This is a genomic window from Roseibacterium elongatum DSM 19469 (genome assembly GCF_000590925.1).
Classification (GTDB): domain Bacteria; phylum Pseudomonadota; class Alphaproteobacteria; order Rhodobacterales; family Rhodobacteraceae; genus Roseibacterium; species Roseibacterium elongatum.
Window position 1 is genome coordinate 940151 of sequence record NZ_CP004372.1, and the last position, 19502, is coordinate 959652.

The 19502-nt window shown below is 65.1% G+C and carries 18 protein-coding genes and 1 pseudogene; 10 read left to right on the forward strand and 9 right to left on the reverse strand.

What is annotated here, in order from left to right; translation table 11 throughout:
• Positions 1 to 29: 29 nt before the first annotated feature.
• Positions 30 to 290: a glutaredoxin 3 gene (gene grxC / locus ROSELON_RS04510; protein ID WP_025311236.1), complete on the reverse strand. Its 261-nt coding sequence runs from the start codon at positions 288 to 290 to the stop codon at positions 30 to 32.
• A 35-nt stretch (positions 291 to 325) separates the two neighbouring features.
• Positions 326 to 1051, reverse strand: a complete 726-nt coding sequence (locus ROSELON_RS04515) for a ComF family protein (protein ID WP_025311237.1) — start codon at positions 1049 to 1051, stop codon at positions 326 to 328.
• Positions 1052 to 1097: 46 nt separating this feature from the next.
• Between ROSELON_RS04515 and ROSELON_RS04520 the strand changes: the two genes are divergently transcribed.
• A complete protein-coding gene (locus tag ROSELON_RS04520; RefSeq protein WP_025311238.1) occupies positions 1098 to 1955 on the forward strand; it encodes a methyltransferase domain-containing protein in 858 nt (285 codons plus the stop codon).
• 30 nt (positions 1956 to 1985) lie between these two features.
• Positions 1986 to 3041 carry a ferrochelatase gene (gene hemH, locus ROSELON_RS04525; RefSeq protein ID WP_245605412.1) on the forward strand — a complete coding sequence of 352 codons (1056 nt, stop codon included), beginning with the start codon at positions 1986 to 1988 and terminating at the stop codon, positions 3039 to 3041.
• A gap of 269 nt (positions 3042 to 3310) precedes the next feature.
• On the opposite strand, the gene mutT is transcribed toward hemH, so the two are convergent.
• From mutT to ROSELON_RS04545, 3 genes are read right to left on the reverse strand one after another with little or no spacing between them, the layout of a single operon-like run.
• On the reverse strand, positions 3311 to 3709 hold the full coding sequence (gene mutT, locus ROSELON_RS04535) for an 8-oxo-dGTP diphosphatase MutT (protein WP_025311241.1): 399 nt from the start codon (positions 3707 to 3709) through the stop codon (positions 3311 to 3313).
• Positions 3706 to 5088, reverse strand: a complete 1383-nt coding sequence (argJ, locus tag ROSELON_RS04540; RefSeq protein WP_025311242.1) for a bifunctional glutamate N-acetyltransferase/amino-acid acetyltransferase ArgJ — start codon at positions 5086 to 5088, stop codon at positions 3706 to 3708. Before argJ ends, mutT begins: the two co-directional genes overlap by 4 nt.
• Positions 5089 to 5108: 20 nt before the next feature.
• Entirely contained in the window at positions 5109 to 5948 is an 840-nt protein-coding gene (locus ROSELON_RS04545) for a peptidylprolyl isomerase (RefSeq protein ID WP_025311243.1), read from the reverse strand.
• A 228-nt stretch (positions 5949 to 6176) separates the two neighbouring features.
• On the opposite strand from ROSELON_RS04545, the gene secA reads away from it, so the two are divergent.
• From secA to ROSELON_RS04560, 3 genes are all read left to right on the forward strand, one after another.
• Positions 6177 to 8906 (forward strand): preprotein translocase subunit SecA, encoded by a 2730-nt coding sequence (gene secA / locus ROSELON_RS04550; protein ID WP_025311244.1) that lies wholly within the window; start codon positions 6177 to 6179, stop codon positions 8904 to 8906.
• 125 nt (positions 8907 to 9031) lie between these two features.
• On the forward strand, positions 9032 to 10120 hold the full coding sequence (locus tag ROSELON_RS17365; RefSeq protein ID WP_156945811.1) for a hypothetical protein: 1089 nt from the start codon (positions 9032 to 9034) through the stop codon (positions 10118 to 10120).
• Positions 10121 to 10144: 24 nt separating this feature from the next.
• Positions 10145 to 11707 carry a phosphate ABC transporter substrate-binding/OmpA family protein gene (locus ROSELON_RS04560; RefSeq protein WP_084613651.1) on the forward strand — a complete coding sequence of 521 codons (1563 nt, stop codon included), beginning with the start codon at positions 10145 to 10147 and terminating at the stop codon, positions 11705 to 11707.
• A gap of 14 nt (positions 11708 to 11721) precedes the next feature.
• On the opposite strand, the gene radC is transcribed toward ROSELON_RS04560, so the two are convergent.
• The 3 genes from radC to sfsA form a co-directional block, all read right to left on the reverse strand.
• Positions 11722 to 12516, reverse strand: a complete 795-nt coding sequence (radC, locus tag ROSELON_RS04565) for a RadC family protein (RefSeq protein WP_025311247.1) — start codon at positions 12514 to 12516, stop codon at positions 11722 to 11724.
• Positions 12517 to 12570: 54 nt separating this feature from the next.
• Positions 12571 to 13380, reverse strand: coding sequence for a type I methionyl aminopeptidase (map, locus tag ROSELON_RS04570; RefSeq protein ID WP_025311248.1), 810 nt, complete (start codon positions 13378 to 13380; stop codon positions 12571 to 12573).
• Positions 13381 to 13452: 72 nt separating this feature from the next.
• Complete coding sequence (gene sfsA, locus ROSELON_RS04575; RefSeq protein WP_025311249.1) at positions 13453 to 14175, reverse strand: DNA/RNA nuclease SfsA; 723 nt, start codon at positions 14173 to 14175, stop codon at positions 13453 to 13455.
• Between the two features lie 52 nt (positions 14176 to 14227).
• Between sfsA and ROSELON_RS04580 the strand changes: the two genes are divergently transcribed.
• The 3 genes from ROSELON_RS04580 to ROSELON_RS04590 are packed head-to-tail and all read left to right on the forward strand — an operon-like array spanning position 14228 to position 16694.
• Positions 14228 to 14956 carry a competence/damage-inducible protein A gene (locus tag ROSELON_RS04580; RefSeq protein ID WP_025311250.1) on the forward strand — a complete coding sequence of 243 codons (729 nt, stop codon included), beginning with the start codon at positions 14228 to 14230 and terminating at the stop codon, positions 14954 to 14956.
• Entirely contained in the window at positions 14953 to 15711 is a 759-nt protein-coding gene (locus ROSELON_RS04585) for a GNAT family N-acetyltransferase (protein WP_025311251.1), read from the forward strand. The genes ROSELON_RS04580 and ROSELON_RS04585 overlap by 4 nt, the downstream gene beginning before the upstream one ends.
• Complete coding sequence (locus ROSELON_RS04590) at positions 15708 to 16694, forward strand: OmpA family protein (protein WP_038650185.1); 987 nt, start codon at positions 15708 to 15710, stop codon at positions 16692 to 16694. Before ROSELON_RS04585 ends, ROSELON_RS04590 begins: the two co-directional genes overlap by 4 nt.
• 113 nt (positions 16695 to 16807) lie before the next feature.
• On the opposite strand, the gene ROSELON_RS04595 is transcribed toward ROSELON_RS04590, so the two are convergent.
• On the reverse strand, positions 16808 to 17713 hold the full coding sequence (locus ROSELON_RS04595; RefSeq protein ID WP_025311253.1) for a LysR family transcriptional regulator: 906 nt from the start codon (positions 17711 to 17713) through the stop codon (positions 16808 to 16810).
• Between the two features lie 206 nt (positions 17714 to 17919).
• On the opposite strand from ROSELON_RS04595, the pseudogene ROSELON_RS04600 reads away from it, so the two are divergent.
• Both ROSELON_RS04600 and mtgA read left to right on the forward strand, forming a co-directional pair.
• Positions 17920 to 18660 (forward strand): annotated as a pseudogene (locus ROSELON_RS04600) (class II aldolase and adducin N-terminal domain-containing protein); the annotation flags it as partial.
• Positions 18661 to 18773: 113 nt separating this feature from the next.
• Positions 18774 to 19499: a monofunctional biosynthetic peptidoglycan transglycosylase gene (gene mtgA, locus ROSELON_RS04605; protein ID WP_025311255.1), complete on the forward strand. Its 726-nt coding sequence runs from the start codon at positions 18774 to 18776 to the stop codon at positions 19497 to 19499.
• Positions 19500 to 19502: the final 3 nt, after the last annotated feature.

A 19502-nucleotide genomic window follows, 5' to 3' on the forward strand; every position in this document is an offset into this window, starting at 1 on the left:
TCGCGCAAGGGACGCGTGGTCGCGTCAGGTCAGCCCCCGGCGATGATCGGGTCCAGTTTTCCGTCCCGTTCCAGCGCGGCCATATCGTCATATCCGCCGATATGATGCGCCCCGACGAAGATCTGCGGCACCGTGTGACGCCCATTGGCGCGCTGCAGCATCTCGGTCCGCTTGGACGGGTCCTGCATCACGTCATATTCCACAAAGCTGAGGCCCTTGCTCTGTAACATCCGCTTGGCGGCATGGCAAAAGCCGCAAAAGGGCGATGTGTAGATCTCGATGGTCGACATGCCGCGCTATCCTTTTCGCTCGTCACCGGGGCAACCTAGGCATCTCGCGACACGCGGGCCAGAGCGATCACGCCAATTTCTTTGGCGCCGGCCATGCGGCAGGCCTCGGTCGCGGCGGCAAAGGTCGCGCCAGAGGTCATAACATCATCGACCAGGACGATATCGCGCCCTTTCAAACAGTCGCCATGGCGCGGATGTGGCCGAATCGCATCCGTGAGGTTGCGAAACCGCGCCTCGCGGTCGCGTCCGTCCTGTGACGGCGTGGCGCGCACGCGCAGCAGGGCCTGCGGGGCGACCTCGACACCCGCTTCGCGCCCGAAAGCCTGGGCCAGCAGGGCCGACTGGTTGTAGCGCCGCTGCGCCAACCGCCGCCAATGCAGGGGTATCGGCACCAGTAGCGGCGCCCCCCGCACCAGATCCGCCCCCACCCTCGCCAACCACGGGCCAGAGGCCCGCGCAATCTCGGCCCGGTCGCCATGCTTGAGGCCAAGCACCAGCCTGCGCCCGACCCCGCCATAGCCCATCACCGCACGCCCGGCCGACCATGGGCGCGCGATCTGATGGCATTCCTCGCAGATCAGTGCCTCGTCATCGGCGGCCTGCCCCGGCAACGCAACGCCGCACAGGTCACAGGAGGCGCCCAGAATGAACGGTGTGTCGGCCCAGCAGGATCCGCAAATGGCGAAATCGCTTTCCACCCGCGCGCCGCAATTCAGGCATTCCGGCGGAAACACCGCATGGAGCATAGTTTGCAATCTCAACTTCGCCCCCTAAGTTGCGTCGGGTCACGGAACAGGACAGACCTCGATGACCCGCCCCGACCAACAGCCCCGCCTGGTGGATGCCGGCGCGCTTGCGCAGCGCCGCGCCCGCGCGCGGTTGGACCGGGCCGGGTTCCTGCACGACGAGGCGATGGTCGAGATCGAGGAAAGGCTCATCGACGTTAACAGAAGGTTTACGTCGCCTGCGATCGTCACGCCATTCGCGGCGAAATGGACCGGTTTTCTGCCGAAGGCCCGCCTTGTCGCCGATGACGAGCTGCTCGATCTGCAACCGGGCGCGCATGATCTTGTGATCCATGCGATGGGTCTGCATTGGGCGAACGACCCCGTCGGACAGATCGTGCAATGCCGCCGTGCCTTGAAACCCGACGGGCTTTTCCTGGCCGTCTGTTTCGGCGGCGAGACGTTGATCGAATTGCGCCAGACACTGGCCGAGGCCGAAATCGCGACCCTTGGCGGGTTGTCGCCCCGCGTGGCCCCCATGGCCGAGATCCGCGACATGGGGTCGCTGCTGCAGCGGGCGGGCCTGGCCCTGCCGGTGGCAGACCGCGTCAAACGCACGGTCCACTATTCGGATGCGTTCGCGCTGATGCGCGATCTGCGTGACATGGGCGAGGGCAACGCCCTGTCCGATCGGCACCGCAGCCCGGTGCCCAGAACGGTTTTCGCCCAGATGGCCGCGCTCTATGCGGACCGGTTCGGCACGCCCGACGGGCGTGTGGCCGCCACGTTCGATCTGGCGTTCCTGACCGGCTGGGCGCCGCATGACAGCCAACAGAAACCATTGCGGCCCGGCGCGGCCCGACATCGCCTCGCCGACGCGCTGAACACGACAGAGTTTGACGAAACCGCCATTCCGGCCCTACACGGACCCGATGAGTGAGGCTTGCCACAGATGAACATGATGCAGCAGATGCCCAAGACGAAAACGCCGACGACCCATGCCCCTGCCGACCACCCCAAGGTGACCTTCGGCAAGGTCGGGATTCTGCTCGCCAATCTCGGCACGCCGGACAACTACGATTACTGGTCGATGCGCCGGTATCTGAACGAATTCCTCTCGGACAAGCGGGTGATCGATTACAGCCCGTGGATCTGGCAGCCGCTGCTGCAACTGATCATCCTGACCAAACGGCCGTTCAGCTCGGGCGCGGCCTACAAGTCGATCTGGAACGAAGAGGCGGGGGAAAGCCCGCTGATGACGATCACCAAGGATCAGACGGCGAAGATGAAGGCGCTGATGCACGCGCGCTATGGCGACGACGTCATCGTCGATTTCTGCATGCGCTACGGCAACCCCTCGACCAAGTCGAAGGTCGATGAACTGGTGGCCCAAGGATGCACCAAGATCCTGTTTTTCCCGCTATATCCGCAATATGCCGGCGCAACCTCGGCCACGGCCTGTGACGAGTTCTTCCGCGCGCTGCAGAACATCAAGTGGCAGCCCATCGCCCGGACGGTCGAACCGTATTTCGAAAACCCGCACTATATCGACGCCTTGGCGCAGTCGATCGAGCGTGCCTATGGCGAATTGGACAAGCGCCCGGACATTCTGGTGTGTTCCTATCATGGCGTGCCGCGGCGCTACCTGATGGAGGGTGACCCCTATCACTGCCAGTGCCAGAAGACGACACGTTTGCTCAAGGAACGTCTTGGCTGGGACGACACCGATATCACCACGACTTTCCAGTCGCGCTTCGGTCCCGAGGAGTGGCTGAAACCCTACACGGTGGACGAGGTCGCGCGCCTTGCCGAAGAAGAGGGCAAGAAGAGTATCGCCGTCTGCGCGCCCGCATTCTCGGCCGATTGCATCGAGACGCTGGAAGAGATCAACGAAGAGATCAAGGAAAGCTTCGAAGAGGCCGGCGGTGAAGACTTCACCTATATCCCGTGCCTGAACGACGACGACGCGCATATGAAAGCGCTCGCCGCCGTTGTCGAAGAAAACCTGAAGGGCTGGCTTGAGTGATCAGGCCGCCGCGCGCGACCTGACCGGGCGGCCGCTATAGAGCCGGTCGCCGACCCTGACCTGAACAAACCCGTTGCTCAGTTGCTTGACGAAGGCGCCCTGAATCGAAACGCAGCTTCCGATCGTGATTGTCGTCAACACAGCCTATCCCCCATATGACTGGGCTTCGACTTTAGGCGACAGAATTAAAAAAGCACTGACAAATTGTTCGCAAAGGGGAAACAAGCGCTCAAAATGCGGGCAATCGGCAAAAATCCGCAGGTGTTGCGTCAAAGCCAATCCCGCAACAGTGGGATCAGCGGGATATCGGCCGGCGGCATCGGGTAATTACGCAGCTCGCCCGCACGCGCCCAGGCCAGCGTCTGCCCCTCTTGCGCCTGCGGAACGCCGCGCCATTTGCGGCACGCGAACAGCGGCATGAGCAGGTGGAAATCCTCGTAGCTGTGGCTGGCAAAGGTCATCGGTGCAAGGCAACTGTCCCAAGTCTCGATGCCCAGCTCTTCGTGCAGTTCGCGCACCAGGGCATGTTCGGGCGTCTCACCGGGTTCGACCTTGCCGCCCGGAAACTCCCACATCCCGGCCATCGACTTGCCTTCGGGCCGTTGCGCCAACAGAACGCGCCCGTCCGCGTCGATCAGCGCCACCGCGGAAACCAGAACCACCTTCACGAGCGGTAATCCGCGTTGATCTCGATATAGCGGTTGGTCAGGTCACAGGTCCACATGACCGCCTCGCCCTTCCCCAGGCCCATATCCACCGCGATCAACACCTCCTGCCCCTTCATGTAGGCGGCCCCGTCCTCTTCGCGGTAGCTTTCGGCGACCCAGCCCTTTTCGGCCACGACGATATCGCCCAGCCGAATGGTCAACAGATCCCTGTCGGCGGTCGCGCCGGACTTGCCAACCGCCATGACGATGCGACCCCAATTGGGGTCCTCGCCCGCGACGGCGGTTTTCACGAGGGGGGAATTGGCGATGGCCCGCGCGACCTTGTCCGCATCGCGCGCAGTCTTGGCTCCGGTGACACGCACCTCGACCAGCTTGGTCGCGCCTTCGCCATCGCGGACGATCTGCAGGGCGAGGTCGGTCATGACCGCTTCGATCGCGGCGGCCAGCACCTTGCCATCGGCGCTGCGCCCCGAGGACAAGGGGACATTCCCCGCCGCGCCCGTGGCCGCCAGCAACACAGTGTCCGAGGTCGAGGTATCGCTATCGACCGAAATCGCATTGAAGCTGCGCTTGGTCGCGGCGGACAGGATGGATTGCAGCCCGTCCTGCGTGACAGCCGCATCGGTGAAGACATAGCCCAGCATCGTCGCCATATCCGGCGCGATCATGCCCGAGCCTTTCGCGAAGCCCATGACCTTTACAGGGACGCCACCGATCTCGACCTCGGCCATCGCGCCCTTGGGGAAGGTATCGGTCGTCATGATGGCGCGCGCCGCATCCTCGGCGGCATCCGGCGACAGACGCTCTACCAGCCCCGGCAGGGCGTCGGTGATCTTTTCGGCCGGCAGCGGTTCACCGATCACGCCGGTGGACGAGGTGAACACATGCCCGGCCGGCACATTCAGCGCCGCCGCGGCGGCTTGTGCGATCGTGGCCACATCGCTGGCCCCGCGCTGCCCGGTAAAGGTGTTGGCATTGCCGGAATTCACCACGATGGCGAAGCCGCCCTTGGGCGCATCGCCCAGCATCTCGAGCTTGTCCTCGCAGTCGAGAACGGCAGCCGAGCGCGTGGCCGACCGGGTGAAAACCCCCGCCAGGGTGCTGCCCGGTGCGATCTCGGCCAACATGACATCGGTGCGGTTCTTGTAGCGCACCCCGGCCTGCGCGGTGGCGAAGCGCACGCCGTCGATAACAGGCAGATCGGGGAAACGCGCGGGCGCGAGTGGCGAGACAAGCGGCGCGGCCTTGACGGCGGCCACGCGCTTGGGCGCGGTCTTCCTGGCCTTTTTCGCGCCTTTCTTGCCGGACGTGTTCTTGGCCTTTTTGGCGGACTTGTCCTTTGATTTGCCTTTTTTGGCCTTCTTGTCGTGTTTCGCCATCGCGCCCCTGAGCCCCGATGTTACTGGTCGAGCAATTCAGTATCCGCGATCACGGCGGGGTCAATCTCCGTTGTGGCGCGGTCGATCTCGGCGGCGGTCATCAACTCGTCGACGCGGGCATCGACACGGGCGCGGCGCATGCCTTCGATCAATTCGGCGCGCACATCCTCGAGCGCGGGCGGCTCCTGCTCGCGGGTGTCAGACAGCAGCACGACATGCCAGCCGAACTGCGTCTCGACGGGGGGCGAGACCTCGCCGGGTTGCAGCGCCATGACGGCATTCTCGAACGCGGGCACCATCATGCCGGCGGTGAACCACCCCAGCGACCCGCCATTCGGGCCCGACGGCCCAATGGAATGCTCGGCGGCAAGCTCGGCGAAATCGGCACCTTCGGCCAAGTCGTCGATCAGGGCCTGCGCGTCCTCTTCGCTTTCCACCAGGATGTGGCTGGCATTGTATTCAGTCACCGGCTCGGCATTGGCATATTGCGCGTCATATGCGGCCTGGATCTCTTCGTCGGTGATTTCGGCCATGGCGACCTCGTCGAGGAACATCGAGGCGAGAATCGCGCGGCGTTCATTGGCAAGGCTCAATTCCATCGCCGCGGTCATGTCCTGGGCGGCGACATCGGCCAGCACCTGCTGCTGCACCAACTGCTCCAGCATGCCGTCGAAAAGAACCTCGGCCGGCAATTGCTGGTACTGTTCCGGCAACATCGCGCGCATGGCGATCAGATGGCCCACGGTGATTTCGGATCCGTTGACGGTGGCCAGAACGGTTTCGGCGGTCACCTCGTCCTGGGCAAGGGCAGGCAGGGCGATCAGGGCCGAAACGGCGACACCGGCGAAAAACGATTTCATGGAAAACTTCCCTTGGTTGAACGACCGGGCGACGACGCCCCTTTGGCCGCGTTGACACGGATGTGGCCGCCCCTTATGTCCCTTGCGGGTTTCGCATCGGGGCCTTGGCCGTCTTGCCGCCGTTGATAGACCGCCGCGATGGGTCGAACAACCCGGATGCCCCACACGATGATTTGAGATGTCCGGGCTGCGCGTGCGCCGCGCGTCCGCAGGGAAAAGGCGTTACGCATGCTGGGTTTCGGTACGATCGCAAAAAAGGTTTTCGGCACACCGAATGACCGCAGGGTCAAGTCCGTCCGCCCCATCGTCGCCCGCATCAACGCGCTCGAGCCCGAGTTCGAAACCCTCACCGATACCGAGATCGTCGCCAAGACCGCCGAGTTGCGCAACCGCGCCATCAATGGCGAAAGCCTCGATGATCTCTTGCCCGAGGCCTTTGCCAACTGTCGCGAGGGCGCGCGCCGCGCCCTTGGCCTGCGGGCCTTCGACGTGCAGTTGATCGGCGGCATCTTCCTGCACCAGGGCAACATCGCCGAGATGAAGACCGGCGAAGGCAAGACGCTGGTCGCGACCTTTCCGGCCTATCTGAACGCGCTGACGGGCAAAGGCGTGCATATCGTCACCGTCAACGATTACCTGGCCAAGCGCGACGCGGATTGGATGGGCAAGGTCTTTACCGCGCTCGGCATGACCACCGGCGTCGTCTACCCGCGCCAGCCCGACGACGAAAAGCGCGCCGCCTACCGCGCCGACATCACCTATGCCACCAACAACGAACTGGGCTTTGACTATCTGCGCGACAACATGCGCGGCAGCCTCGAAGACATGGCACAGCGCGGGCACAACTTCGCCATCGTGGACGAGGTCGACTCGATCCTCATCGACGAGGCGCGGACGCCGCTGATCATCTCGGGGCCGTCTCAGGACCGCTCCGACCTCTATGTCGCCATCGACAAGGTCATCCCCGAGATCCGCGAAGAGCATTACACGCTGGACGAAAAACAGCGCAACGCGACCTTCACCGACGAAGGCAACGAATTTCTGGAAGAGAAACTGCACGAAACGGGTCTGCTGCCCGAGGATCAAAGCCTGTACGACCCCGAGTCGACCACCGTCGTGCACCATGTCACCAACGCCCTGCGCGCGCACAAGCTGTTCCTCAAGGATCAGCAATACATCGTGCGCGGCGGCGAGGTGGTGCTGGTCGATGAATTCACTGGCCGCATGATGCCGGGGCGCCGCCTGTCGGACGGTCTGCACCAGGCGATCGAGGCCAAGGAAGGTTGCAAGATCCAGCCCGAAAACGTGACGCTGGCCAGTGTGACGTTCCAGAATTATTTCCGCCTCTACGACAAGCTGGGCGGCATGACCGGCACCGCGGCGACCGAAGCCGAGGAATTCATGTCGATCTACGGCCTCGGCGTGGTCGAGATCCCGACGAACCGCCCGATTGCGCGGATCGACGACGACGATCAGGTCTATCGCACCGCCAAGGAAAAATACGAGGCGATCGTCGAGACGATCCGCGAGGCCCATGGCAAGGGGCAGCCCGTTCTGGTCGGCACCACGTCGATCGAGAAATCGGAAATGCTCAGCCAGATGCTGACCAAGGCGACGCTGCCCCACAACGTGCTGAACGCCCGCCAGCACGAGCAGGAGGCCCAGATCGTCGCCGACGCCGGCAAGCTGGGTGCGGTCACGATTGCCACGAACATGGCCGGTCGCGGCACCGACATCAAACTGGGCGGCAATGTCGACTTCAAGATCATGGAAGCGCTCGAGGCCGACCCCGAGGCCCATCCCGACGAGGTGCGTGTCCGGATCGAGGCCGAGCACGCCACCGACGAGCAAAAGGTCAAGGATGCGGGCGGCCTTTACGTGCTGGCCACCGAACGGCATGAAAGCCGCCGGATCGACAACCAGTTGCGCGGCCGCTCGGGCCGTCAGGGCGACCCCGGCCGCTCGTCCTTCTTCCTGTCTCTGGAAGACGATCTGATGCGCATTTTCGGGTCGGAACGTCTGGACAAGATGTTGACCAAGCTGGGCCTGCAAGAGGGCGAAGCCATCGTTCACCCCTGGGTGAACAAGTCGCTCGAACGCGCTCAGGCCAAGGTCGAGGGGCGCAATTTCGACATCCGCAAGCAGCTGCTGAAGTTCGACGACGTGATGAACGACCAGCGCAAGGTCATCTTCGGCCAGCGCCACGAGATCATGGGCGCCGAGGACATCGCCGAAGTGGCGCGCGATATGCGCCACCAGGTGATCGAGGATATGGTCGACACCCACATGCCGCCCAAGACCTACGCCGACCAGTGGGACAGCGAAGGGTTGCAGCAAGCCGCGCGCGAGACCCTGGGCGTCGATGTGCCCGTGCTGGAATGGGCCGACGAGGATGGCGTCGATCAGGAGGTCGTGCGCGAGCGTCTGGAAACGGCGGCCGATGAATACATGGCGTCGAAAACCGCGCAATTCGGCCCCGAGCAGATGCGCAACATCGAGAAACAGGTGCTGTTGCAGACCATCGACCAGAAATGGCGCGACCACCTGCTGACACTGGAACATCTGCGCTCGGTCGTGGGATTCCGCGGCTATGCCCAACGTGACCCGCTGAACGAATACAAGACCGAAGCCTTCCAACTCTTCGAGATCATGCTCGACGGTCTGCGGGCCGATGTGACGCAGAAACTGTCGCGCATTCAGCCGCTGACCCCGGAACAGCAGGAACAGTTGATCCGCCAGCTTCAGGCGCAACAGCAGGCGCAACAGAAACAGGCCGACGCCGCCGGTGCCGCCGCGTCCGAGGCCGCCGCCGGCACACCCGTCAGCGGCGAGGGCGCGCCGCTGGTCGAAGGGTTCGACGAAAACGACCCGTCAACCTGGGGCAATCCGGGCCGGAACGATCCCTGCCCCTGCGGGTCCGGCAAGAAGTTCAAGCACTGCCACGGGCGCCTGGCCTGACATCTCGAAACCGGGGCGACACTCCGCAAAAGCGCCCCGGTTCTTTCCCGATTTCCGCCGCATTCGATTGCGACCCTGATGCGTGAACGTCACCACGCCAGAGGTCGCCCATGCTGTCGAGAACCATGATCCTTCGTGCTTCGGCCGTCACCGTCGGTTTGGCCGGTGGCGCGGTCTACGCGGCCTCGCAGGGGTTCCTGCCACTGCCGGGCGGCAACACCACAGCTCCGGCCGCACCTGCGCAGGCCGAGGTGGATTTGCTGCCGCCCACGCCCGCGCCAACGGTCCCGGCCGCGGTCACCGCCGCTGTGGTCGCCACGCCTCCGGCCGGCCTTCAGGTGCCGCAGACCGCCGTCGAGGCCGCGCTGACATTGCCCGCGACCGATGATATCGCTCCGGATCTGGCCGAGGCGCAATCACCGCTGCAGAACACGGCCGACGACCTCGACCCCACTCCGCAACCTGTCATGCCACCGATCCCGGGCCCGGGGCCCGAGATTTCCCAGGCACCCGCCCTGTCACCGCTCGGCCTGCCCTGCGGGCTGTCGGTCACGGGCACGGCGCAACCGGCGGCAATGGTGGCGCTGGATATCATGGACCCCTGTCAACCCAACGCCCCGGTCCGGATCGCGCATTCCGGTATGACCATCGGGGCCACGACCGACGCCATGGGGTTGCTGACGATCGATATCCCAGCCTTTGAAACACCGGCTTTCTTCACTGTGCGCATGGACGACGGTACCGAGGAGTCGCTGCTCGTCGCGCTGCCCGACCTGCGCGAGTTCGACCGCATCGGCGTGTCCTGGACCGATCAAGCCGAGCTTGACCTGCACGCGATGGAATTCGGCGCGCGCTTTGGCGACGACGGTCATGTCTGGGCCGAAAACCCCCGCGCCACCGACGCCGTATCGCAGGGCGCGGGCGGGTTCCTGACGCAACTTGGCGATCCGGATATGACCGACCGGATGCTTGCCCAGGTCTACACGCTGCCGCGTGCGACGCTGTCGCAAGGCAATTCGGTGCGCATCACGCTCGATGCCGAGATCACCGAGGCCAATTGCACCCGGCCGGCCGAGGCCCTGACCCTGCGCAGCGAAGCCGCCGGACCGGTCGAGATCACGCCACTGACCTTCACCCACCCCGACTGTGATGCGGTGGGCGACTTTCTGGTGTTGCAAAATCTGCTGGGGGACCTGAGACTCGCCTCGAATTGAGGCCCCGCGCAGTTTCCTGAATCCATGATCAGATACCTCGGGGCGGCAGTGATGGCCGCCCTTTTCACCGTGTCGAGTCCCGCTGTCGCGCCTGCGCAGGATGTCGAACTGCGGTCGTTCGACGGATCGGTCACACTGGACGGCAACCTGATTTCCTATGACGGGGCCTATTACCGGGTCGAGACGCAGTTTGGCCCGATGACCATTTCGGCACAGGGGGTGTCCTGCGCCGGCCCCGGTTGCCCCGATCTGACGACCTTTGTCGCCGAGGCGCGCATCGCCGGCGCCGCAACCGTGGCCGACGGCTTGATCCCCGCCCTGCTCGAAGGATTTGCGGACATCCAGGGCATGACCCTGACGCGCGGCGCGGGTGCGGCGGATGGCCCACAGGTCTTCACCCTGTCCCGTCGCGATGGCAGTCCGGCCGCACGGTTTCATGTGACGCCCAGCACCACCGATCAGGGGTTTCTCGCGCTGTTGAACGGCGAGACCGACATCGCCCTTGCCCTGCGCGAACCCAACAGCGCCGAACGGCGCGCCGCCATGGCGCAGGCGCCCGACGATCCTCCGCTCGAACGGCGGGTGCGGGTGTTGGCGCTCGACGCACTGGTTCCGGTGGTTTCGCATGAAAACCCGATCGATGCGCTGTCCCTGCCTGATCTGGCGCGATTGTTCAGCGGCGACATCGTAAGCTGGGCCGATCTTGACGGGCCTGATGCGCCCGTCGCGCTGCATATGCTGGCACCCGGGCTGGGGCTGGCGCAGGGGTTTTCGAACCGGGTGCTGGTGCCGGCCGAGACGGGCCTCGCCGACAGTATCGTCCGTCACGACAGTGCGACCGCCCTGGCCGCGGCCGTTGCCCGCGATGCCTATGCGGTGGGGATCATGCCGCGCTCGGCCCGTGGCCCGGCCCGCGCCCTCGCCCTGCGGGGGAGCTGCGGCTTTGCGCAAATGGCGACGCCCGATGCTGTCAAGGCCGAGGACTACCCCCTGACAGCGCCGGTTTATCTCTATCTGGCGCCGCATCGCTTGCCGCAACTGGTGCGCCGGTTCCTCGATTTCACGCGCTCGGAAAGCGCCGAGCGCCTTGTGCGATCGGCCGGCTACGTCAACCAAAGCCTGACGCGCACGCCATTGGCATTGCAGGGTGCGCGACTGGCCAATGCCGTCACCGCCGCGGGCGATGACGTGGCGCTGGCCGATCTGCAGGACATGGTCGACCGTCTGGACGGGGCGGAACGCCTGTCCTCGACCTTTCGCTTTGGCGACGGCACGGCCGATCTGGACACGCAATCTCGCGCCTCGGTCCTGCGCTTGGTGGATGCGATCGACCGTGGGGCCTTTGATGGGCGGCGCCTGATGTTCGTGGGCTTTTCCGACGGGGTCGGATCGGCGGCGGTCAACCGGCGCCTTGCCTTGCGGCGTGCCGAAACCGTGCGAACGGCGGTGCGGACGGCCGCCGGGGATGCGGGCGCAGGCCGGGTCGAGATGACGGTAGACGCCTTTGGCGAGGCGATGCCCATGGCCTGCGACGACACCGACTGGGGCCGGGCCGTCAACCGGCGCGTCGAGGTCTGGCTGGAGTGAACGAGCCCGCAGGCTTACAGATACCCCTCGGCCCGAAAGCTGAGTTCACGAGCCTTGCCGATCACGAGATGGTCGTGGATCACAAGGCCCAACACCTCGGCCGCGTCGCGGATGGCATAGGTCATGTCGATATCGGCCTGGCTGGGCGTGGGATCGCCCGAGGGGTGGTTGTGCACCAGGATCAGCGCCGAGGCGTTCAGTTCCAGCGCGCGTTTGACAACCTCGCGCGGATAGACGGGGACGTGATCGACCGTGCCGTCGGCCTGCGCCTCGTCGGCGATCAAAACGTTCTTGCGGTCGAGATAGAGCACGCGGAACTGTTCGAGGTCGCGATGGGCCATCGCGGTCTGGCAGTATTCCAGCAGCGCGTCCCATGAAGAAAGAATCGGCTTTTTCAGCACCTTGGCGCGGGCCATACGGTGCCCCAAGGCCTGCATCAGCTTCAACTCGAACACCACGCGGTCGCCCACGCCCACAACCTCTTTCAACCGGGCCTCGGGCGCGGCGAGGACGTGGTTGATATCGCCAAAGCGCTTCAGCAGCGATTTGGCCAGTGGTTTGGTGTCGCCGCGCGGGATCGCGCGGTAAAGGATCATCTCCAGCAATTCGTAATCCGGCACGGCATCGGCCCCGCCCTCGGTAAACCGCTGGCGCAGCCGGTCGCGATGCTTGTGCCGGTGCAGTTCCGCCCCTTTCGACGGGCCGCCGGCCAACGACCGCGCCGTCGGGGCCGGTTTCGACGCGGCAGGAACCGCCGTCACGAAACGCGGCGAAACCTCGTCGAAGGAAAAGCTCGGCTGGTTCGGCATGACGTGTGACATGCCGACACGGTGCCATGGACGGGTTAACGCGAGGTTACCGTACTAGGACCAAGTGGGGTGAAACCTGCCCGCCGGCGACAGGGTGAAGATCTCGTAGCCCGTCGCCGTCACCCCGATGGAATGCTCGAACTGGGCCGACAGGCTCTTGTCGCGGGTCACCGCCGTCCAGTCATCGGCCAGAACCTTGGTTTCGGGGCGGCCAAGGTTCACCATCGGCTCGATGGTGAAGAACATACCTTCCTCAAGGACCGGGCCCGTGCCGGGGCGACCGTAATGCAGCACGTTGGGTGGGGCGTGAAACACCTGCCCCAGCCCATGACCGCAGAAATCGCGCACGACCGACATGCGGTGCCCTTCGACGAAACTCTGGATGGCGTGGCCGATATCGCCAAAGGTCTTGCCGGGTTTGACCGCCTCGATCCCCTTGAGCAGGGAGTCGTGCGTGACCTCGATCAGGCGCTGTGCCTTGCGGCCCAGATTGCCCGCCACATACATGCGGCTGGTATCGCCGAACCAGCCATCGACGATCACGGTCACGTCGATGTTCAGGATATCGCCATCCTTGAGCACCTTCGTCCCCGGGATCCCATGACACACGACATGGTTCACGCTGATGCAGGAGGCGTGCTGATACCCGCGATAGCCGATGGTGGCCGATTTGGCCCCGGCCTCGTCCACCATGCGCTCGATCTCGGCGTCCAGCGCGGCGGTGGTCACGCCGGGTTCGATCATCGGCGCGATACGGTCGAGGATCTCGGCCGCCAGCCGCCCGGCCTTGTGCATGCCGGCGAAATCCTCGGGATTATGGATGCGGATACCGTCCTTGGTCAGACGGCCTTTGAATTCGTCCAAAACAAGCCTCCTGTGCTTGCGCAGAATTTATGCCTTTCAGGGCCGGTTTTCCAGACGCCCCGCGCGCATGGGTCAACGCAGGGCTTGCGGCGCGTCGTCGATGGGCAGCGGGCCGGCCAACGCGACCCCGTGGCGATCGATCCGCGTGGCGTGGCACACCATCTCGACCCCGGCGTCGCGGGCCGCATCGAAGGCTGCCGCGTAGGCCGGGTCGAGATCGGCGGCAAGGCGAAACCGGGCGCAATCGGTGCGCTGGATGACATAGAGCATGACAGCGCGACCGCCGTCCTGCGCAATACGCGACAACTCGCCCAGATGCTTGGTGCCGCGCGCGGTGACGCAATCGGGAAACTCGGCCCAATCGCCCGCGCGCCGCAGATGGACGTTCTTGACCTCGACATAGGCGTCGGGGCGGCCCGGGGACGACAGCAGGAAATCGATGCGGCTGTTGGCCCCATATTTCTGTTCGGGGCGGATGCCGTCATAGCCCGTCAGCGCCGGGATGCGCCCCTCGGCCAGCGCCTCGCCCACGATGCGGTTGGGCAGGCCGGCGTCGATGCCCGCAAGGTGGCCACCGTCCAGTTCGACCAGCCGCCAGCCATAGTTCAGCTTTTTCTTCGGGTCGTCGTTCGGCTCGACCCAGATGCGGCTGCCCGGTGCGTTCAGCCCCATCATCGAACCGGGATTGGGGCAATGGGCGGTCACCTCGGTGCCGTCCTCCAGCACGATATCGGCGAGGAAGCGTTTGTAGCGCCGGATCAGGCGCGCAGGCACGAGAGGGGTTTGAAAGCGCATGGGCCCGCCCGTATACCGATTATCGACCTTTCCTCAAGCGCGGAGCCTGCCCATGCCATCCCCAACCGCCGCGATGCTCGTGATCGGGGACGAGATCCTGTCGGGACGCACCCGCGACGCGAACATGTACCACCTCGCCCGCGCGCTGACCGATCACGGCATCCCGATGTGCGAGGCGCGGGTGATCCCGGACGATCACGCAACCATCGTGGCGACCGTCCGCGACCTGGCCGCGCGCCACGACCATCTGTTTACTTCGGGCGGCATCGGGCCGACCCATGACGACATCACGGCCGAGGCCGTGGCCGAGGCACTGGGTGCTGCAATCGGCATCCGCGACGACGCACGCGCGATCCTGCAGGCGCACTACGACGCCCGCGGGCAGGAGTTGAACGAGGCCCGGCTGCGCATGGCCCGGATCCCCGATGGCGCGACCCTGATCGACAACCCGATTTCCGCGGCGCCCGGGTTCACCCTGGGGAACGTGCATGTGATGGCGGGCGTTCCGTCGATCTTCGAGGCGATGCTGGCAGGGCTGTTGCCGACGCTGACGGGCGGCGCGCCGATGCTGTCACAAAGCCTGATGGTGCGGCAGGGCGAGGGCGACATCGCGGCAAAGCTCGGCAAACTGGCCAAGGATCACCCCGAGGTCTCGATCGGCTCCTACCCGTTCATCCGCGACGGGGTGCATGGGTCGAACATCGTCGTCCGCAGTCAGGACGGACAGGCTGTGGATGCCGTGATGCAAGAGCTGTCCGCCCTGTTCGGAGAGGCGCGGTGACCGCGAGCCTGACGCCCGAGCGGCTGGCGCGCGTCATCGCCGAGACGTGGCCGCCCGAGCGGGTCGAAACCATTGGCCCCTTCGCCATGGCGCATGGGGGCGGGGGTGGAAACCGCGTCTCGGCCGCGCGGCTGTTGAACGCCGGCGCGTCCGGGTCAGAGGTGTCGCGGGACGAGATCGACAGCGTTGCAGCGGCCCAGCGCGCCTTGGGACAAGAGGCACTCTTCATGGTGCTGGGCCACCAGACCGGCCTTGATGGCCTGCTCGAGGCCGAGGGCTACACCACCCGTGACGAAACCGTCGCGCTGACCGTCGCCGCCGCCGACCTGGCCGCCCCCCCACCGCGTGTGACCTGTTTCGACATCTGGCCACCCCTCGCCGTGCAGGAAGAGATCTGGGCACAGGGCGGCATCGGGCCTGCGCGCCTGGCGATCATGAACCGGGTGACAGGCCCCAAGACCAGCCTTTTCGGGCGCATCGGCGATCGGCCCGCAGGGTCCGCGTTCATCGCGATCGAAGATGGTGTCGCGATGCTCCACGCGCTCGAAGTGGCACCGCGCGCCCGGCGTCAGGGGTTGGCCGCGCATATGATGCGCGCGGTGGCCCATTGGGCCGAAGCGCAGGGGGCCGAGATCTTTGCCGTTCTTGTCACGCGCAAGAATTCGCCGGCGCTTGGGCTTTACACTTCCTTGGGGATGAATCCTGTGGGAAAATACTACTATCGAGTGAAGCTTGGCGAGACTGCCCAAAAATGACAGCCTTTGGCCACGTCGGTCGTGGCCTGTGCCGCCCCCTGATTGCGACAGTGGCCACGGTGATGTTTGCCGGTGGCGCGGGCGCGCTTGACCTGAATCTGCCGCCCGGTGCGGAGCTTGTGGCGACGGAACCGGCGCATCCCGGCGATCTTTCCATTGCGCACGGGCCGTTCACGGCTGAGGCAGGGTTCACCACGCTTGCGCGCGGCATCGTTCAGGAATTCACCTGGCAGGTGCCCGACGCCGCCACCCAAAGCAGCGCCATCCTTGCCGGGGCGGTCAGCGCACAACTGGATGAGCAGGGCTACGAGATCGTCTTTGCCTGTGCCGATCGCGCCTGTGGGGGGTTCGATTTTCGCCATGCCCTTTCGGTGGGCGAAGCCCCCATGATGCATGTGGACCTCAGCGATTATCGCTACATCGCCGCGGAACGCGTCGAAGAGACAGGCGAACGCAACCATGTTGCGGTGATGGTGTCTCGCGGTGGGCGCACGGCCTATCTGCATCTGGCCACGATCACACCGCCCGAGGTTGCGCCGCCGCCCGTCACCGGGTCGAGCCGCACGCCCGAGCAGACCGCGCCGGTTCTGTCGCCGACCACGTCGCCTCGGCTGATCGAGCGCCTTTTCGCAACGGGCGCCGCGGCGTTGGACGATCTGAATTTCCAGACCGGCGCGTCCGAGTTGAGTGGTCGGAATTATCCCTCGCTGGTGACCTTGGCCGAGTTCCTCGCGGAGGAACCGGCGCGCCGCGTCGTGCTGGTGGGGCATACGGATGCCGAAGGCTCGCTCGAAGGAAATATCGCCCTCAGCCAGGCCCGCGCCGAGGCCGTGCGCCGGCATCTGATCGACATCCTTGGGGTGTCGCCCGACCAGGTGGCGGCGGCCGGGATCGGCTTTCTTGCCCCGCGCGCGGCCAATGACACCGATACCGGGCGTCAGGCCAACCGCCGGGTCGAGGTCGTGCTGTCCACAACCGACTAGGGCAAGGCGACCGCGGAAAAAACCCCGACACCGGAAAGACCCGGGTCGGGGCATAGTCGGCGCCCGTCGGGATGACAGGGCGCTGGCACGTCGGCAAAGATCGGTTTGCGGGGCTACCAGTCGGCTGGCCCCTTGTCCTTGAAAGCAGTCACCAGAAAATCGATGAAAGATCGCACCTTGGGCTGAATGAACCGGCCGGGCGGATAGACGGCATAGATGCCCTGTATCTCGACGGGCAGATCGGGGATCGCATCCTCAAGCAAACCGTCGCGCATTGCCCCGGCATATAGAAAACTGGGCAGATAGGCGATGCCCAGCCCGCCGATGGCCGCGTTCAGCAGCGATTGCCCGTCATTCACGGTCAACCACCCGGCCGAGCGGACCTGCCGCTGTTCGCCAGAGGGGGCCGTGATCTTCCAGACATTGCTGGCCGAGTTGTTGGAATAGTGCAGCAGCTTGTGTTCGTTCAGGTCGTCGATCTTTTGCGGTCGCCCGTAGCGTTCGAAATAGGCGGGCGATGCGATCATGCGCCGTGTCGTTTCACAGATCTTGCGCGCGCGCAGGCTGCTGTCCTCCAACTCGCCGACACGAATGGCCAGGTCGAACCCCTCCGAGATCAGCTCGACATAGCGATTGTTCAGAACCATGTTCACGGTGATGTCGGGGTACTCGTGCAGGAATTTGCCCAGAATCGGCGAAATGTGGTTCACCCCGAAATCGGTCGCGATCGAGACGCGCAGGGTGCCGGAGGGGGCGGATTGCATGGCGGTCACCAGGGCATCGGCTTCGCCCGCGTCGTTCAGAACGCGGCGCGCACGGTCGTAATAGGCCAGGCCGATTTCGGTGGGGCTGACCCGTCGCGTCGTGCGATTCAGCAGGCGCGCGCCAAGCCGCGCCTCGAGGCTGGAGACATGCTTGGACACGGCCGACTTCGAAATCCCGAGCTTGCGCGCGGCGTCGGTGAATCCCCCTTGGTCCACAACCGTGGCGAAAGCCTCCATTTCCGTCAAACGATCCATGATGCGTCTACCTGCATTCGTTCTGCTCGACCGTGATACTTGCCCGCAATTGGGGCGCCATTGGGGTGGCGCCTTGTCCAAAGCCGGGAAATTGCGAGGATCGTTCATGTCCACGCAACAGAAATTTACCCGGCGTTTTCCTTGGACCGGAGCTTGGTGCAGGCCTTGCCCTTGGCGGCGGTGGTCGTCAGGGTGCGGCCAAAACGACCCGGAGGAATTCGATGGATCACGCCACCCAGCGCGCCGATCTGGCCGCGGCCTTTCGCCTGACCGCCCGCGAGAACATGCACGAAGGTGTCGCGAACCATTTTTCGCTCGCCGTGAACGCAGATGGCACCGAGTTTCTGATCAACCCGAAGAAACATTTCAGCCTGATGCGGGCCTCGGACCTTTGGGTCATCGACGCCAATGACCCCGACAGCGCCAAGGGGCCGGATGCGCCCGATCCAACGGCCTGGGGTCTGCATGCAAGCCTGCATCGCCATGTCCCCCATGCCCGCTGCGCCATGCATGTGCATTCGACCTATGCCACCGTCCTGGCCAGTCTGGCCGACAGCCGCCTGCCGCCGATCGATCAGTCCTCGGCCATCTTCTACAATCGGCAGGTCGTCGACGAGGCTTATGGCGGGCTTGCGCTGGAGGAAGAGGGCACACGCTGCGCCCGCCTGTTCCAGGACCCGAGCGTGCGCACCATGATCATGGGCAATCACGGCGTTCTGGTCATTGGCGAGACGGTCGCCGAAACCCTGATGCGCCTGTACTATTTCGAACGCGCCGCGCGCACCTATGTCATCGCCTTGTCCACGGGTCGCCCCTTGCGCGAGCTTTCGCCCGAGGTGGCGGAAACGACCGCGCGGCAGCAAGAGGGCGACACACAGGCCGAGGCCGAGTTTCTGTCGGGCATGCGCGCCGTTCTGGACGCCGAGGATCCGGGCTATGCCGACTGAGCGGCGCCGCGCGTAACGCCGCCGACAGTAAGGCGTGCCCCAGCGGTCCCTTTGTTTGCCGCCCGCTTGCCGCTATCGTTCCAAAAAAAGGGAAAACCCCACAGGCAGGCGGCATGGCAAAACGAACACGCAAGTCGAAGGCGGTACGCCGCGAATCGCGGGCGCGGCGCGTGGCGCGCGGGCTGCGGAGATGGCTGCTGCGCGGCATGCTGGGCGCGGTCGTTCTGGGGCTGGGCTGGGTCGGCCTTTATGCCGTCGTCGCCCCGCCCACGACACCCTACATCCTTGCCGAGGCCCGGCGCCTGGACTCGGTCAGCTATGACTGGGTGCCGATGGATCAGATCTCGCCCCACCTGCAGCGCGCCGCCGTCGCCGCCGAAGACGCGAATTTCTGTCTGCATTGGGGATTCGACATGGATGCGATCCGCGCCGCCATCGATGCAGGGGCGGCGCGTGGCGGCTCGACGATCAGCCAACAGGTCGTCAAGAACGCCTTCCTGTGGCATGGTCGATCCTGGCTGCGCAAGGCGCTGGAGGCCGCCATCACCCCGGTCATGGAGGCATTCTGGCCCAAGCGCCGGGTTCTCGAGGTCTATCTCAATATCGCCGAGTTCGCGCCGGGCATTTTCGGGGCCGAGGCCGCGGCGCAACATCATTTCGGCATATCTGCCGCCGACCTGTCGCAACGGCAGGCCGCGCTGCTGGCCGCGGTGCTGCCAAACCCCGGCGAACGCAGCGCATCGGCACCCTCGGCCTGGGTCGAACGGCGGGCCACGTCCATCGCCGAGGGGGCGGCAACGATCCGCGCGGATGGACGCGACGCGTGCTTTGCGAATTGAACC

What these genes read in the sequence shown, in the direction of transcription:
- grxC (WP_025311236.1), bottom strand. Translation starts at nt 290, where the DNA reads ATGTCGACCATCGAGATCTACACATCGCCCTTTTGCGGCTTTTGCCAT.
- ROSELON_RS04520 (WP_025311238.1), top strand. Translation starts at nt 1,098, where the DNA reads ATGACCCGCCCCGACCAACAGCCCCGCCTGGTGGATGCCGGCGCGCTT.
- hemH (WP_245605412.1), top strand. Translation starts at nt 1,986, where the DNA reads ATGCCCAAGACGAAAACGCCGACGACCCATGCCCCTGCCGACCACCCC.
- argJ (WP_025311242.1), bottom strand. Translation starts at nt 5,088, where the DNA reads ATGGCGAAACACGACAAGAAGGCCAAAAAAGGCAAATCAAAGGACAAG.
- ROSELON_RS04545 (WP_025311243.1), bottom strand. Translation starts at nt 5,948, where the DNA reads ATGAAATCGTTTTTCGCCGGTGTCGCCGTTTCGGCCCTGATCGCCCTG.
- secA (WP_025311244.1), top strand. Translation starts at nt 6,177, where the DNA reads ATGCTGGGTTTCGGTACGATCGCAAAAAAGGTTTTCGGCACACCGAAT.
- ROSELON_RS17365 (WP_156945811.1), top strand. Translation starts at nt 9,032, where the DNA reads ATGATCCTTCGTGCTTCGGCCGTCACCGTCGGTTTGGCCGGTGGCGCG.
- ROSELON_RS04560 (WP_084613651.1), top strand. Translation starts at nt 10,145, where the DNA reads ATGATCAGATACCTCGGGGCGGCAGTGATGGCCGCCCTTTTCACCGTG.
- radC (WP_025311247.1), bottom strand. Translation starts at nt 12,516, where the DNA reads ATGCCGAACCAGCCGAGCTTTTCCTTCGACGAGGTTTCGCCGCGTTTC.
- sfsA (WP_025311249.1), bottom strand. Translation starts at nt 14,175, where the DNA reads ATGCGCTTTCAAACCCCTCTCGTGCCTGCGCGCCTGATCCGGCGCTAC.
- ROSELON_RS04580 (WP_025311250.1), top strand. Translation starts at nt 14,228, where the DNA reads ATGCCATCCCCAACCGCCGCGATGCTCGTGATCGGGGACGAGATCCTG.
- ROSELON_RS04590 (WP_038650185.1), top strand. Translation starts at nt 15,708, where the DNA reads ATGACAGCCTTTGGCCACGTCGGTCGTGGCCTGTGCCGCCCCCTGATT.
- ROSELON_RS04595 (WP_025311253.1), bottom strand. Translation starts at nt 17,713, where the DNA reads ATGGATCGTTTGACGGAAATGGAGGCTTTCGCCACGGTTGTGGACCAA.
- mtgA (WP_025311255.1), top strand. Translation starts at nt 18,774, where the DNA reads ATGGCAAAACGAACACGCAAGTCGAAGGCGGTACGCCGCGAATCGCGG.